The sequence below is a fragment of the Tessaracoccus oleiagri genome (assembly GCF_900103275.1).
GTDB classification, from domain to species: domain Bacteria; phylum Actinomycetota; class Actinomycetes; order Propionibacteriales; family Propionibacteriaceae; genus Arachnia; species Arachnia oleiagri.
Genome location: NZ_FNGP01000001.1, coordinates 629,958 through 643,373 on the forward strand (window position 1 = coordinate 629,958; position 13,416 = coordinate 643,373).

The window sequence follows — 13,416 nt, forward strand, 5'->3', positions numbered from 1 at the left end:
GTCGAGACACCTCCACTCTACGCCTGTGAGCCGATTTGTGCCGGTTCGCTAGGGGTTTTGGTGCGCGCGACGATCAAGGCCGCCCCGCGATCCCGGGCGCCCACGGCTTCGGGCAAGATTGGCTTCGACCCCAAGGGCCCGATGGAGAAACGATGACGATTCCCAGCGACATAGAGATCGCCCAGGCTGCGACGCTGCGGCCCATCACCGAGATCGCCGAGCGCCTCGGCATCCCCGCCGACGAGATCGTGCCCTACGGGCACCACAAGGCGAAGCTCGCCCTGCCCGCCGCGCGCCGCTACAGCTCCGCGCCGAAGGGCAAGCTCATCCTCATCACCGCGATCTCGCCCACCCCGGCCGGCGAGGGGAAGACGACCACCACCGTCGGCCTCGTCGACGGGCTGAACCGCATCGGCCGCCACGCGATGGCGTGCCTGCGGGAGCCGTCGATGGGGCCGGTGTTCGGGATGAAGGGCGGCGCCGCGGGTGGAGGTTATGCACAGGTGGTGCCGATGGAGGACATCAACCTGCACTTCACCGGCGACTTCGCGGCGCTCACCCAGGCCCACAACCTCCTCGCCGCGCTCATCGACAACCACCTCCACCACGGAAACTCCCTCGGCCTGGAGCCTCGGTCGCTGTCGTGGCACCGCGTGCTGGACCTCAACGACCGCGCCCTCCGCGGCGTCGTCGTCGGCCTCGGCGGGGTCCCCAACGGGGTGCCGCGCGAGTCGGGCTTCGACATCACCGTCGCCTCCGAGCTCATGGCCATCCTGTGCCTGTCGGAGTCGATCGCCGACCTCAAGCGCCGCATCGGCGACATCGTCATCGGCCGCAACCACGCCAAGGCACTCGTCCGGGTGCGTGATCTCGGCGCCGAGGGCGCGATCGCCGTCGTCCTCCGCGACGCGCTGCTCCCCAACCTCGTCCAGACGATCGAGGGCTCCCCGGCGTTCGTGCACGGCGGGCCGTTCGCCAACATCGCGCACGGCTGCTCGTCGGTGATCGCGACGAAGACGGCGTTGGGGCTGGCGGACTACGTCGTCACGGAGGCCGGCTTCGGCGCCGACCTCGGGGCCGAGAAGTTCTTCGACATCAAGTGCCGCATGGCCGGCCTCCAGCCGCGGGCGACGGTCGTCGTCGCCACCGTGCGCGCGCTGAAGTACCACGGCGGCATGGACAAGACGGACCTCGCGACGGAGAACCTCGACGCCCTGCGGCTCGGGATGTCCAACATCGGCCGCCACCTCGACAACCTCACCGAGGTTTTCGGGCAGGGGGTCGTCGTCGCGCTCAACCGGTTCCCCGGCGACACCGACGCCGAGATCGCGCTCGTCAAGCGGCTGCTGGCCGAGCGCGGCACGACGGCGATCGAGGCCACGCACTTCGCCCACGGCGGCGCCGGCACGATGGAGCTGGCGGAGGCGGTCGTCGCGCTCGCCGACGAGGAGCCGGAGGAGCTGGGGCACCCCTACGAGCTCGCCTCGCCGCTGGTGGACAAGGTGAACGCCGTCGCCAAGAAGCTCTACCGCGCGGGCACCGTAAGCTACACCGCCGCAGCCCGCAAGCAGGTCCACGACCTCCAGCACGACGGCTTCGGCCACCTCCCGATCTGCGTGGCGAAGACGCAGTACTCCTTCTCCACCGACGCGAACCTCCGCGGCGCGCCGGAGGGCCACGAGTTGCAGGTGCGCGAGGTGCGGCTCGCGGCCGGGGCCGGGTTCGTGGTCGTCATCTGCGGCGCGATCATGACGATGCCGGGCCTGCCCAGCCACCCGTCCGCGTTCGGCATCGACCTCGACGACGACGGGGTGATCAGCGGCCTGTCGTGACGGGGCGGGCGTGGCAGGATCGCGGCATGGACGACCACCGGCCCGAACCGCCCCCGCGCGGCGACGAGCGCGCCACGCTGCTGGGCTTCCTCGACTTCCTCCGCGCCACCATCGAGTTCAAGCTCGAGGACCTGGACGACGAGCAGGTGCGCCGCCCGTCCGTGCCGCCGTCGACGATGACGCTCCTCGGCCTGGTCAAGCACCTCACCGCGGTGGAGCGACACTGGTTCCAGTACGTGTTCCTCGGCGACGACGTGCCACCCAGCTGGGACCGGGAGGACCCCGACGCCGACTGGCGCATCGAGCCGCACGAGACCACCGCCGGCATCCTCGACGCCTATCGCGCCCAGGCGGAGATATCCAACGGCATCGCCCGCGAGCACGACCTCGACGAGCCGCAGCGCCGCACCCTGCACCATCACGACGTGGTCCGGCTGCGCTGGATCCTGACGCACATGATCGAGGAGACGGGCCGCCACGCCGGGCACGCCGACCTCCTGCGCGAGGCCATCGACGGCCGCACCGGCGAGTAGCGGTCAGTTCTGCTGGTCGACCTTGCCCTCGAGCACCCAGGCGAGGAACTCGCGCAGGTAGCCGGTCTCCCCGTCGCGCCCGCCCCGGCCGATCACGAGCGTGGGCTGGGTCCCCTTCAGCTTCACGCCGGTGAAGCGTTCCTTCCAGCCGCCGGGGACGACGAGGTAGTGGTAACCGCCGTCCTCGTCGATGGCGATGGAGTGGTTCTGCCGGAGGTACCAGCCGCGCTTGTCGGTCTTCACGAGGTGCCCGTCGAGGGTGCGGGCCTTCAGCGGCACCGTCGGCATCCCGCGACGCTTCGCCTCCGCCACGAACTCGTCGATCAGCACCTGCGCGGTCGCGGCCTCGCGTCGCGCCTCCTGCTCCGCCATCTCGTGGCGGCGCCTCGCGTCCTCGGCTCGTGAGCTCATGGGGCCAAGCGTAGGTCCGGGATTACAGAAAACTCATTTGCTTGACGATCTCGGCCGCTGGGGAGGGCCGAGAAGACCTAGCAAATGAGTTTTCTGTAATTTTCAGGCCCGGACGTCGAGGATCAGCTTGCCGCGGGTGTGGCCGCTCTCGAGCTGCTGGTGCGCACGGCCGACCTCATCGAGCGGCAGCACCTCGCTCACCTCGAGCGGCAGGCTGCCCTCGCTGAAGGCCGCGGCGAGCGCGTCGAGCTTCTCCCGGGTGGGGGCGATGCCCGGGATGGTGGCCTCGATGCCGCGCTCCTTGGCGGGGGTGAGGTCGGCGAGCGAGGGGAGGGCGACGATGCGGCCGCCGTCGGCGACGTGGTCGAGGCTGGGCAGGAACGTCTGGAAGTAGTGGGTGTCGATGACCGCGTCGACGCCGCGGCCCTCGGTCTCCTCGGTGATCACTTCGCGCCAGTTCACCCCGTCGTAGGGGATCGGCTCGGCGCCCAGCTCGCGGATGCGCTCGGCGTTGGCGGCGCGGCCCGTCGCCCACACCTTGGAGGCGCCGGCGCGCAGCGCCATCGGGATCAGCAGCTGCCCGACGCCGCCGGAGCCGCCGTGGACGAGGACGGTGTCGCCCTTGTTGATGCGTGCGCCCTCGATGGCGTCCATCGCGGTGAGCCCCACCAGTGCCAGGCCCCCGAAGTAGGGGAGCGCGGCCTCGTCGGGATCGCCCGGGACGGGGGCGACGTGCTCGGCGCTCACCGCGATCCGCTCGGCGTAGGTGCCGCGGAGGTCCTGGTGGGAGCGGATGCCGAAGACCCACTGGCCCACCTCGAGCCCGAGGTCGGCGAGGTCCACGTCGTCGGCGGCCCCCACGAGCTTGCCCACGAACTCGCGCCCGAGCGAGCACGGCAACTCCATGCGCGCGCACATCCGCGACGAGCCGTCGCGCATCTTGTAGTCCAGCGGGTTCAGGCCGGCGAAGTGCACGTCGACGAGCACCTCGCCCGGGCCGAGCTCCGGCTCAGGGGCGTCCTCCAGCTTCAGGACGTCAGTCGTGCCGAACTCATGGATCGTGATCTGGCGCATGCCCCATTCTTACCCGAACGACGCCCCGCGCGGGAGGCGGCCCGCGCAAGGGCCCGGCCGACTGCCCGGATCTAGGATGAGGCTGTGATCGAGATCCTCGCCTCCGCGCCCCTGCTGACGCTGTTCGTCGCCGTGGCGCTGGGCACGCTGGTGGGGGCGATCCCGTTCGGACCGGTGCGGTTCGGGCCGGCGGGGGCGCTGTTCGTCGGCCTCGCGATCGGCGCCCTCGACCCCCGCCTCGGGGAGGGTCTCGGCCTGGTCCAGTCGATCGGGCTCGCGCTGTTCGTCTACACCATCGGGCTGGCGGCGGGCGCGTCGTTCTTCCGCGATCTCCGCAAGCAGGCCCCGCTCATGCTGGGCGCGACGGTGATCCTCGCCGTCTACGCGGGGCTGGTCGTGCTGGCCTCCGGCGCCTTCGGGTTGGGCGCGGAGCTCGCCGGTGGCCTGTTCGCGGGCTCGCTGACCGCGACGCCGGCGCTCGCCGCCGCCACGGCCGCCACCGGCGGCTCCACCGATCCCGCGGTGAGCTACGCGATCACCTACCCGGTCGCGATCATCGTGACGATCCTCGCGGTGACGCTGGTGATGCGGAAGCGGCTGCCCGGCACCCGCGACCCCGAGCCGCCCGGCGGCGCCGGCCTCCGCGCGGTCACCGTCGAGCTCGAGCGCGAGCTGCGCGTCTCGCAGATACCGGGTATCGCGTCGATCCCCGGCCATGCCGGCGGCGAGGTCCGCGTCTCCTACCTCCAGCGCGACGGGCACATGTCCGTCGCCCACCCCGACGAGCTGCTCTGCGTCGGCGACCGCGTGCTGCTCGTCGGCGTCCCCGACGGGGTGCGACGCGCCGCCGACCACCTGGGGCGCGAGGTGGACCAGGCGCTGGTGGACGACCGGTCGTCGGTGGACTTCGAGCGCTTCGTCGTCTCCGACCCGGCGATCGCCGGCCGCACCGTGGCCGAGCTCCGCATCCCCGCCCGCTTCGACGGCATCATCACCCGGGTGCGCCGCGGCGACGACGACCTCCTCGCCCACGCTGAGATGCGGCTCCAGCTCGGCGACCGCGTGCTCGTCGTCGCGCCCAAGGAGCGGCTCGCCTCGCTGGCGGCGCTGTTCGGCAACTCGGAGCGGCGCGTCACGGAGGTCGACTTCTTCTCGATGGGCCTCGGCATCGCGCTGGGCGTCGCCGTCGGGCTCATCACCATCCCGCTGGGCGGCGCGTCGCTGGCGCTGGGCAGCGCGGCCGGGCCGTTGCTCGTCGGACTCGTGCTCGGTTACCTGGACCGCACCGGCCCCGTCGTGTGGACCATCCCCAACGCGGCCAACCTCACCATCCGCCAGCTGGGTCTGGTGATCTTTCTGGCTGCCGTCGGTATGGCGAGCGGGCAGGCGTTCGCGTCGCTGGCGTTCAGCGTCGAGGGCCTGACCATCGGACTCATCGCGGCCGGCCTGCTGTTGGTGGCGCTTGCCCTGTTCTGGGGGCTGGGCCGGTTCGTCGGGCTCTCGACGGCGCGTGTCGCCGGGGCGATGGCGGGCTTCGTCGGACAGCCCGCGATCCTCAGCCACGTCACCGCGAGCATCGACGACGAGCGAACCCAGGCGGGCTACTCGGCACTCTTCGCGCTGGGGATCATCGTCAAGATCCTGCTGGTGCAGCTCGTCGTCGCCTTCTGACGGGCGCGCGCCGCAGCCCGCCGTCGCACCCAGTCCGCAAGCCCGCCCCGGGAACGGCGCACTGTCGCGAGCGTGCCAAGATGGGCCACAGCGAAGTCTGAAGGAGTGCTCAATGGCCGAGTTCCGTTACGAACACCTACTGCCCATCGGCGAGGACGAGACCCCGTACCGTCTGCTGACCACCGAAGGGGTGGAGGTGATCGACGGACCGGAGGGTCGGAAGTTCCTGAAGGTGGCGCCCGAGGCGCTGACGCTGCTGGCGGAGACCGCGATCCACGACATCTCGCACTACCTGCGCCCCGCCCACCTGCAGCAGTTGCGCAACATCCTCGACGACGACGAGGCCAGCCCGAACGACAAGTTCGTGGCCCTCGACCTGCTGAAGAACGCCAACATCGCCGCCGGCGGCATCCTCCCCATGTGCCAGGACACCGGCACCGCGATCATCTCCGCGCACCGCGGCCAGCACGTCCTCACGGACGGCACCGACGAGAAGCCGCTCAGCCTCGGCATCCACAACGCATACACCAACCTCAACCTGCGCTACTCCCAGAACGCCCCCATCACGACGTGGGAGGAGAAGAACACGGGCAACAACCTGCCCGCGCAGATCGACATCTACGCCGACACCGACCCCGGCCACGAGACCAGCTACGAGTTCCTCTTCATGGCCAAGGGCGGCGGCTCCGCCAACAAGAGCTTCCTGTACCAGGAGACGAAGGCGATCCTGAACCCGCAGGCCATGATGAAGTTCCTCGACGAGAAGCTGCGGTCGCTGGGCACCGCGGCCTGCCCGCCGTACCACCTCGCGATCGTGATCGGCGGCACCTCCGCGGAGGCGACCCTCAAGACCGCCAAGTACGCGTCGGCCAAGTACCTGGACACCATGCCCACGGAGGGCTCCATCGTCGGGCACGGCTTCCGCGACGTCGAGCTCGAGCAGGAGGTCCTCGAGCTCACCCGCAACCTCGGCATCGGCGCCCAGTTCGGCGGCAAGTACTTCTGCCACGACGTGCGCGTCATCCGCCTGCCCCGGCACGGCGCCTCGCTGCCCGTCGCGATCGCGGTCTCCTGCTCCGCCGACCGCCAGTGCAAGGCGAAGATCACCCCGGAGGGCGTGTTCATCGAGCAGCTCGAGACCGACCCCGGCCGTTTCCTGCCCGAGGTCGTCGACGAGGAGCTCGACGCGGAGGCGCACGGCATCTCCGGGACCGGCAAGGGCGCGGCCGTGAAGATCGACCTCAACCAGCCGATGGAGCAGATCCTCGCCGAGCTGAGCAAGCACCCGGTGAAGACGCGCGTCTCGCTGACGGGCCCGCTCATCGTCGCCCGCGACATCGCGCACGCGAAGATCAAGGAGCGCCTCGACCGCGGAGAGCCCATGCCGCAGTACCTGAAGGACCACCCCGTCTACTACGCCGGCCCCGCGAAGACGCCCGAGGGGATGCCGTCGGGTTCCTTCGGGCCCACCACGGCGGGCCGGATGGACTCCTACGTCGACCAGTTCCAGGCGGCCGGCGGCTCGATGGTGATGCTCGCGAAGGGCAACCGCTCGAAGGCGGTCACCGACGCCTGCGCCGCGCACGGCGGCTTCTACCTCGGCTCGATCGGCGGCCCCGCCGCCCGGCTCGCGCAGGACTGCATCAAGAAGGTGGAGGTCGTCGAGTACGAGGAGCTCGGCATGGAGGCGGTCTGGAAGATCGACGTGGAGAACTTCCCGGCGTTCATCGTCGTCGACGACAAGGGCAACGACTTCTTCGCCGACGTCTCGAAGCCGACCATCCTCTCCATCCCGGTCCGCGCGGGGGTCTGACCGCTACCGGCACCGCCGTATGAGAGTTCTCTCATCCGGGCTTTCGGCACCGCTCATCTCGATGCGGTTGGGTGGGTGGTGCACGAAAGGAATCGGTTGAGCATGGCACTTACCAAGCGGACCACCACCTGGATCGCCGCCGGCACCGTCGGCGGCCTCCTCGCGGTCGGGGGCGTCGTCGCCTCCCTCGCAAGCCCGGGCGGCACGTCGCCCCGGCCCGGCGTCGTGGTGCGTGACCACTCGGCGCAGGACGACGCGATCGTCGTCGAGCTGCGGTCGCCCTCACCGTCGGCGAGCGCGGTCGCCTCCCCGAGCGTCCCCCCGACGTCGCTGCGGAGCCCGTCCGCCACGCCGGAGCCGAGCGCGACGGCCACCCCGTCGGCCCCGGCCGCGCCCCCGTCGACCGCTCCCGCGCCGGCGGCCGTCAAGGAGGACGACAACTCCCAGGGCGACTCCGACAGCCAGGGGGAGTCGCGCACGACGACGAAGCAGCAGCCGGCCCCGAAGGCGGCGCCCAAGTACTACGACGACGGTGACGACGACTCGGACGACTGGGACGACGACCGCGATGACGACGACGATTCCGACGACGATGATGACGGCGACGACGACTGAGTCACCGAACGCACGACGGCCCGGGCAGCAGCCCGGGCCGTTGCTCGTCCCTCAGACGAGCCGGTAACCCATGCCCCGGACGGTCTCGAACCGCTCCTTGCCGAGCTTCGCGCGCAGGTAGCGGACGTACACATCGACGACGTTGGAGCCGGGGTCGAAGTCGTAGCCCCAGACGTTGCTGAGCAACTGTTCGCGGCTCAGCACCTGGCCGGGGTTGCGCAGGAACGTCTCGGCGAGGGTGAACTCGCGCGCGGAGAGGTCGACGGTGCGCCCGTCGACGTGCGCGCGCCGCGACCGCAGGTCGAGCACGAGCCCGTTGTGGCTGAGCTCCGTCGGCGACTCCGCCGCCTGCGCGCTGGTGCGCAGCCGCAGCCGGATCCGGGCAAGCAGCTCCTCGAACGAGAACGGCTTACCGAGGTAGTCGTCTGCGCCGCCCTCGAGGCCGGCGACGCGGTCGGTCACCGACGTGCGGGCGGTCAACAAAATCACCGGCACCTGCACACCTTGGCCGCGGATCCGCTCGAGCACCTCGAAGCCGTCGATGTCGGGCAGGCCGATGTCCAGGACCACGAGGTCGAAGTTGCCGTGGACCGCGAGCTGCGCGCCCTCGACGCCGGACTTCGTCGCGTGCGTGGTGAAGCCCGCGGCCTTCAGGCCCTTGGCGACGAAGGCGGAGATCCGCTCCTCGTCCTCAACGATCAGGATCGTGCTCATGCAGCTGCTCCTTAGGGGTGAGCGGTAGGACGATGGTGAAGGTGGAGCCGACGCCCGGCTCGGACTCGATCTTCAGGTGGCCGCCGTGGGCTGCGGCGATGCTCTCGACGATCGACAGCCCGAGTCCCGCGCCGGCGACGAGCCCGGTGTTGGAGCCCCGGCCGAACCGGGTGCGGATGGTCTCCAGCTCGTCGGGGGAGATGCCGATGCCCTGGTCCTCGACGAAGAGGTGGACGTCGCCGCGCACGATCCTGGAGCCCAGCGTGACGGCGCTGCCCTCGTCGGAGTACTTGACCGCGTTGGCGGCCAACTGGAGCCAGGCCTGCGTGATCCGGTTCGGGTCGAGCCAGGCGTCGATCGACTCGATCGACCGGAGCCGCCACTGGCGCGGGCCGAGGCCGCGGGCCTTCTCGACGGTCTGGTCCGTGAGCGTGGCGAGCGAGAACCACTGCGGCTGGACGAAGTCGCTCTGGTTGGCCCTCGCGAGCACGAGGAGGTCGCCGACGAGCGCCCCCATGCGGTCGAGCTCGTCGAGCGCGAGGTCGCGGGTGGCCCGCACGTCGGCGGGGTCGTTCGGGTCGACGAGCTCCAGGTGGCCGCGGACGATCGTGATCGGCGTGCGGAGCTCGTGGCCGACGTCGTCGAGGAGCTGGCGCTGGGTGGTCACCGACGTCTCCACTCGGTCCAGCATCCGGTTGACGGTGCGCGACAGCTGGGTGAGGTCGTCGTTGCCGCGCAGCGGGACGCGGCTGGTGAGGTCGGTCTCGCTGATCGACTCGGCGGCGCGACGGAGGTCCTCCACCGGCCGCAGAAGCCGGCCCACGACGATCCACGCGACGAGCGCGCTCACCAGCGACGTGCCGAGTCCGGCGAGCACGAAGATCATCGTCAGCCGGCCGAGGTCGTCGCGGAGGGCGTCCAGGTCGTAGACGTGGAGGAGGGCGCCGGACTCCGTCGGGAACTTCACGGGGGTGAGGTGGTAGCGGTAGGTGCGCTGCGCCGTGGTCACGGTCCCCATCTGCATCACGTCGCCCTCGCTGAGCGGCAGGATGTAGGCGAGCAGCTCGGCATCGTCCTCGGGACGGAGCGTGACGTTCTCCGAGCTCACCCACCGCACCTGGCCCTCGACGATGCCGAGTTCGCCCTCGTTCTGGTCGATCACGGTGCGCGACAGGAAGGTCCGCAGCAGCTGCGACGGCCCGTCGAACGGCTGGCCGGTGGCCGGGTCGACGCCCTCGCGCGCCAGCAGCGCGAACTCGTCGCGCGTGCGGGTCAGGTAGCTGTCGATGCGGCTGCGGCTCGACCGGTCGTCGAGGAACACGACGATCGCGCCCGTCACGGCCAGCGACAGCACGACGAGCAGCACCATCGCCGCCCCGATCCGCTGACGGATCGAGACGCGACGGGGTTCGGTGGTGGCGCTCATCATTCGTAGTCTCCCCCAAGTGTGGGGCCCTCGGCTGGTTGCCGGGCCGTGGTTCACCGTCGGCGCGCGTCGAAGGACGCCGGCGGGCGGAAGGCGGTGTCGTCGGCGGCGCTGGCCACGGTCCGCGGGGCGGCGGGTTCCCCGTCGCGGCGGAGCAGGTGCATCAGCCACACGGCCTGCGACCCGAGCGCCATGATCGACGAGGCGAGCACGAGCCCGTTGAACAGGCCCATCGTCCCGGTCACGGCGAAGACGAGGTTGACCGGCACCAGCACCAGCGCGACGGCCACGACCACCGTGCGGAGCAGCTCGAAGTCGCGGAACCGGACCGCGAACCAGGCGGGCCGGTGGAGGACGGCCGCAGGCAGGGCCAGCAGCAGGAGCGCCGCCACGAGGTTCACCGAAGATGCCATGGCGCCAGCCAACCGCGTCGCGCTGAGCGCCCGGTGAGGCCTTCATGAGAGAGTTCTCACGTCACTCGACGTGAGCGTTCGATGGCCGCGACGTGAGTCTCCCGGCCCGTCGCGACTAGGATGTCTGATGTCCGTTGACTGAGCCACGAGGTCCCATGACAGAGCCCGTACACCCGCGACCGCCCTTCGAGCCGCACACCGCGCTCATGCTCGCCGCCTTCGTGCGCGACGGCCTCTACGTGCCGCTCGACCCCGCGACGATCGCCGCCACCCGCAAGCCAGTGGAGGAGTCGCGCGACCACGTCCTCCGCACGACCGGCCTCGAGCACCGCGACCTCACCATCCCTGGCCCCGACGGCGACCTCACGGTCGCCGTGCTCCGCCGGCCCGGCGACACCGAGCCCGGACCGCTGTTCCTGTGGTTCCACGGCGGGGGCCTGATCCAGGGCAACCGGTTCAGCAGCGTGGACCAACTGGCTCCCATGATCGAACGACACGGTGGCGTGATCGTCTCCCCCGAGTACCGGCTCGCGCCCGAGCACCCGGCGCCGGCCGGCATGGAGGACTGCTATGCCACCTTCCTGTGGGCCGTGGCCCACGCCGAAGAACTGGGCGGCGACCCGTCGCGCGTATTGGTGACGGGAGCCAGTGCGGGCGGAAACCTCGCGCTCGCCGTGGCGCTCGCCGCCCGTGACCGCCGGGGACCGGGGATCCTCGGCGTCCTCGCCCCGTACCCGATGCTCGACGACCGCAACGATTCGGTCGCGGTGCGGCAGTTCTGGGACGAGGGGACCTGGACTGGCCATGACAACGAGGTCGCCTGGGACGCGACGCTGGGGGAGCGCCGCGGCACCGACGATGTCAGCTACCTCGAAGCGCCGGCCCGGGCCGAGTGGCTCGGCGACCTGCCGCCGATCTTCCTGGACGTGGCCTCCACCGAGCCGTTCCGCGACGAGGTGGTCGATTTCGCGAGCCGCGTCTGGCGGGACGGCGGCGACGCCGAGCTCCACGTCTACCCCGGCGGCACGCACGTGCACGAGGTCCTGAGCGCCAAGTCGTGGATAGGCGAGGGCGTGTTCCGTGCTCGCGGCGAGTGGGTCGCGCGACTGCTGGACCCCGTCGACCCGAGCGTCACCTACGACCACGTCGTCGCCTCCGGGAAGTACCCGCTGCTGGGCTCCGGGCCCCTCGAGACGCAGGGGGTCGCGCGGTGAGCGTGCTCGCACTGGACATCGGCGGCACGAAGATCGCCGCGGGCATCGTCGACGGCGGGGTCGCCACCCACCTCGCGCAGGTGCCCACCCCGTCGCAGGAGGGGCCGACGGCGATCATGGACGCCGCCTGGCAGCTCGCGGACCGCGTCCGCTGCGGGGCCGACGGGGCACCGTCGCGCCTGGCCGTGGCCTCCGCCGGCGTCATCGACCCCCTCCGCGGCTTCGTCACCTCCGCCACCGACGCGCTGAGGGACTGGGCGGGCACCGACCTGCGCTCCGGCATGGACGCCCGCTCCGGGCTGCCCGTGTCCGTCCTGAACGACGTGCACGCCCACACCTGGGGCGAGTACCGGCACGGCCGCGGTCGCGGCCACGACTCCATGCTGCTCATCGCGGTGGGCACCGGCATCGGCGGCGGCTACGTCGTCGACGGGCAGCTCGCGCTGGGCAGCGCGTACGTCGCGGGGCACGTCGGCCACGTGGACGTCGCGGCGGCCGACGGCATCGCCTGCTCCTGCGGGCGCACCGGGCACTTGGAGGGCGTCGCGTCCGGCACCGGCATCGAGCAGCGGTTCCTCGCGGCGACGGGGGAGCCCCGCCGCGGCGGGGAGGTGGCGCGGTTGGCGACCACCGACGAGCCGCTCTCGGACGCGGCACGCGCCGTGATCACCACGGCCGGGCACTCGCTCGGGCGCGCGATCGGCGGCATGCTCAACTCTCTCGACCCCGGCCTGGTGGTGCTCGCGGGCTCCGTGGCCCGGGCGGGCGACCTCTGGTGGGACGCCGTGCATCGCGGGGTGGCCGAGTCGGCCATGACCATCGTCGCCGACACGCCCATCGTGCCGGCCGACCTCGACAACGCGGCCCTCGTCGGGGTGGCTGCCTGGAGCAACGCAAAGGAAGAACAGAAGTGAATGATCTGCTGGACTCGCTGAAGGGGCAGCTCGTCGTGTCCTGCCAGGCCTACCCCGGGGAGCCGATGCGGCACCCCGAGACCATGGCGCAGGTGGCGGCGGCGGTCGTCGAGGGCGGCGCGAAGGCCGTCCGGCTGCAGGGGCTTGAGGACATCCGCCAGGCCCGCGCGCTCGTCGACGTGCCGATCATCGGCCTGGTCAAGGAGGGCCACGAGGGCGTCTACATCACCCCGACGCTGGAGCTCGCGCGGGCCATCGCCGACCTCGGCGCGGAGGTCGTGGCCCTCGACGCGACCCCCCGGCCCCGCCCGGACGGACTCACCGTCGCGGAGACCATCGCGCAGCTGAAGGAGTCGCACCCCGGTGTGTTGGTGATGGCCGACTGCGACTGCGTCGAGACCGCACGCCATGCCGTCGAGTCCGGTGCCGACATCCTCGGCACCACCCTGGCCGGCTACACGGACGCGCGCGAGAAGACCGTCGGCCCGGACCTGGAGTTGCTCCAAGACCTGGTACGGGAGTTCCCCGACCACCCGGTCATCGCCGAGGGTCGCATCCACACGCCCGAGCAGGCGAGGGCCGCGATCGAGACCGGCGCCCACGCCGTCGTGGTCGGCACGGCGATCACGCACCCGACGACGATCACCACGTGGTTCGCGGCGGCGGTCGCCGGGAGCTGAGGCTCGTCGTCGCCGGCTCGGCGGTTTGCCTGCCTGCGTGCGGAAAACCTGCCGGATCCGGCAGGCGAACTGAAGCGAGGCAGGTGGCTTGGGTTCACCTGCCTGC

The 13,416-nt window shown here is 71.2% G+C and carries 13 protein-coding genes; 8 read left to right on the top strand and 5 right to left on the bottom strand.

Translation table 11 applies throughout. The features are described from left to right. Positions 1–152 precede the first annotated feature (152 nt). On the top strand, positions 153–1,832 hold the full coding sequence (locus tag BLR46_RS02870; protein WP_218118294.1) for a formate--tetrahydrofolate ligase: 1,680 nt from the start codon (positions 153–155) through the stop codon (positions 1,830–1,832). A 26-nt stretch (positions 1,833–1,858) separates the two neighbouring features. After that, a complete protein-coding gene (locus BLR46_RS02875) occupies positions 1,859–2,365 on the top strand; it encodes a DinB family protein (protein WP_093248738.1) in 507 nt (168 codons plus the stop codon). Positions 2,366–2,368: 3 nt separating this feature from the next. Here BLR46_RS02875 and BLR46_RS02880 read toward each other — a convergent pair whose 3' ends face one another. Both BLR46_RS02880 and BLR46_RS02885 read right to left on the bottom strand, forming a co-directional pair. Next, complete coding sequence (locus BLR46_RS02880; RefSeq protein ID WP_093248739.1) at positions 2,369–2,776, bottom strand: hypothetical protein; 408 nt, start codon at positions 2,774–2,776, stop codon at positions 2,369–2,371. Positions 2,777–2,878: 102 nt separating this feature from the next. Beyond that, positions 2,879–3,850 carry an NADP-dependent oxidoreductase gene (locus BLR46_RS02885; protein ID WP_093248740.1) on the bottom strand — a complete coding sequence of 324 codons (972 nt, stop codon included), beginning with the start codon at positions 3,848–3,850 and terminating at the stop codon, positions 2,879–2,881. An 84-nt stretch (positions 3,851–3,934) separates the two neighbouring features. Here BLR46_RS02885 and BLR46_RS02890 point away from each other — a divergent pair, with 84 nt between their 5' ends. From BLR46_RS02890 to BLR46_RS14775, 3 genes are all read left to right on the top strand, one after another. Beyond that, positions 3,935–5,521 carry an aspartate:alanine exchanger family transporter gene (locus BLR46_RS02890; RefSeq protein WP_093248741.1) on the top strand — a complete coding sequence of 529 codons (1,587 nt, stop codon included), beginning with the start codon at positions 3,935–3,937 and terminating at the stop codon, positions 5,519–5,521. 112 nt (positions 5,522–5,633) lie between these two features. Further along, a complete protein-coding gene (locus tag BLR46_RS02895) occupies positions 5,634–7,334 on the top strand; it encodes a fumarate hydratase (RefSeq protein WP_093248742.1) in 1,701 nt (566 codons plus the stop codon). 102 nt (positions 7,335–7,436) lie between these two features. Continuing rightward, positions 7,437–7,949 (top strand): hypothetical protein, encoded by a 513-nt coding sequence (locus BLR46_RS14775; protein WP_143008185.1) that lies wholly within the window; start codon positions 7,437–7,439, stop codon positions 7,947–7,949. A 51-nt stretch (positions 7,950–8,000) separates the two neighbouring features. Here BLR46_RS14775 and BLR46_RS02905 read toward each other — a convergent pair whose 3' ends face one another. From BLR46_RS02905 to BLR46_RS02915, 3 genes are read right to left on the bottom strand one after another with little or no spacing between them, the layout of a single operon-like run. Then, the gene (locus BLR46_RS02905) at positions 8,001–8,663 is read right to left on the bottom strand and encodes a response regulator transcription factor (protein WP_093248743.1); all 663 of its coding nucleotides are present in this window, start codon (positions 8,661–8,663) and stop codon (positions 8,001–8,003) included. After that, complete coding sequence (locus BLR46_RS02910; RefSeq protein ID WP_218118295.1) at positions 8,641–10,089, bottom strand: sensor histidine kinase; 1,449 nt, start codon at positions 10,087–10,089, stop codon at positions 8,641–8,643. Before BLR46_RS02910 ends, BLR46_RS02905 begins: the two co-directional genes overlap by 23 nt. Before the next feature lie 53 nt (positions 10,090–10,142). Then, complete coding sequence (locus BLR46_RS02915) at positions 10,143–10,502, bottom strand: hypothetical protein (RefSeq protein ID WP_143008186.1); 360 nt, start codon at positions 10,500–10,502, stop codon at positions 10,143–10,145. 155 nt (positions 10,503–10,657) lie between these two features. Between BLR46_RS02915 and BLR46_RS02920 the strand changes: the two genes are divergently transcribed. Genes BLR46_RS02920 through BLR46_RS02930 form a run of 3 tightly spaced genes read left to right on the top strand, consistent with a single transcriptional unit; the run spans position 10,658 to position 13,310 of the window. Next, the gene (locus BLR46_RS02920) at positions 10,658–11,716 is read left to right on the top strand and encodes an alpha/beta hydrolase (protein ID WP_093248746.1); all 1,059 of its coding nucleotides are present in this window, start codon (positions 10,658–10,660) and stop codon (positions 11,714–11,716) included. After that, a complete protein-coding gene (locus BLR46_RS02925) occupies positions 11,713–12,630 on the top strand; it encodes an ROK family protein (RefSeq protein WP_093248747.1) in 918 nt (305 codons plus the stop codon). Before BLR46_RS02920 ends, BLR46_RS02925 begins: the two co-directional genes overlap by 4 nt. After that, positions 12,627–13,310 (top strand): N-acetylmannosamine-6-phosphate 2-epimerase, encoded by a 684-nt coding sequence (locus tag BLR46_RS02930; protein WP_093248748.1) that lies wholly within the window; start codon positions 12,627–12,629, stop codon positions 13,308–13,310. The genes BLR46_RS02925 and BLR46_RS02930 overlap by 4 nt, the downstream gene beginning before the upstream one ends. Positions 13,311–13,416: the final 106 nt, after the last annotated feature.

Bases quoted from the DNA above. Each gene is read 5' to 3' on its own strand.
- BLR46_RS02895 (WP_093248742.1), top strand. From the start codon at position 5,634: ATGGCCGAGTTCCGTTACGAACACCTACTGCCCATCGGCGAGGACGAG.
- BLR46_RS02920 (WP_093248746.1), top strand. From the start codon at position 10,658: ATGACAGAGCCCGTACACCCGCGACCGCCCTTCGAGCCGCACACCGCG.
- BLR46_RS14775 (WP_143008185.1), top strand. From the start codon at position 7,437: ATGGCACTTACCAAGCGGACCACCACCTGGATCGCCGCCGGCACCGTC.
- BLR46_RS02885 (WP_093248740.1), bottom strand. From the start codon at position 3,850: ATGCGCCAGATCACGATCCATGAGTTCGGCACGACTGACGTCCTGAAG.
- BLR46_RS02870 (WP_218118294.1), top strand. From the start codon at position 153: ATGACGATTCCCAGCGACATAGAGATCGCCCAGGCTGCGACGCTGCGG.
- BLR46_RS02915 (WP_143008186.1), bottom strand. From the start codon at position 10,502: ATGGCATCTTCGGTGAACCTCGTGGCGGCGCTCCTGCTGCTGGCCCTG.
- BLR46_RS02880 (WP_093248739.1), bottom strand. From the start codon at position 2,776: ATGAGCTCACGAGCCGAGGACGCGAGGCGCCGCCACGAGATGGCGGAG.
- BLR46_RS02875 (WP_093248738.1), top strand. From the start codon at position 1,859: ATGGACGACCACCGGCCCGAACCGCCCCCGCGCGGCGACGAGCGCGCC.
- BLR46_RS02910 (WP_218118295.1), bottom strand. From the start codon at position 10,089: ATGAGCGCCACCACCGAACCCCGTCGCGTCTCGATCCGTCAGCGGATC.
- BLR46_RS02905 (WP_093248743.1), bottom strand. From the start codon at position 8,663: ATGAGCACGATCCTGATCGTTGAGGACGAGGAGCGGATCTCCGCCTTC.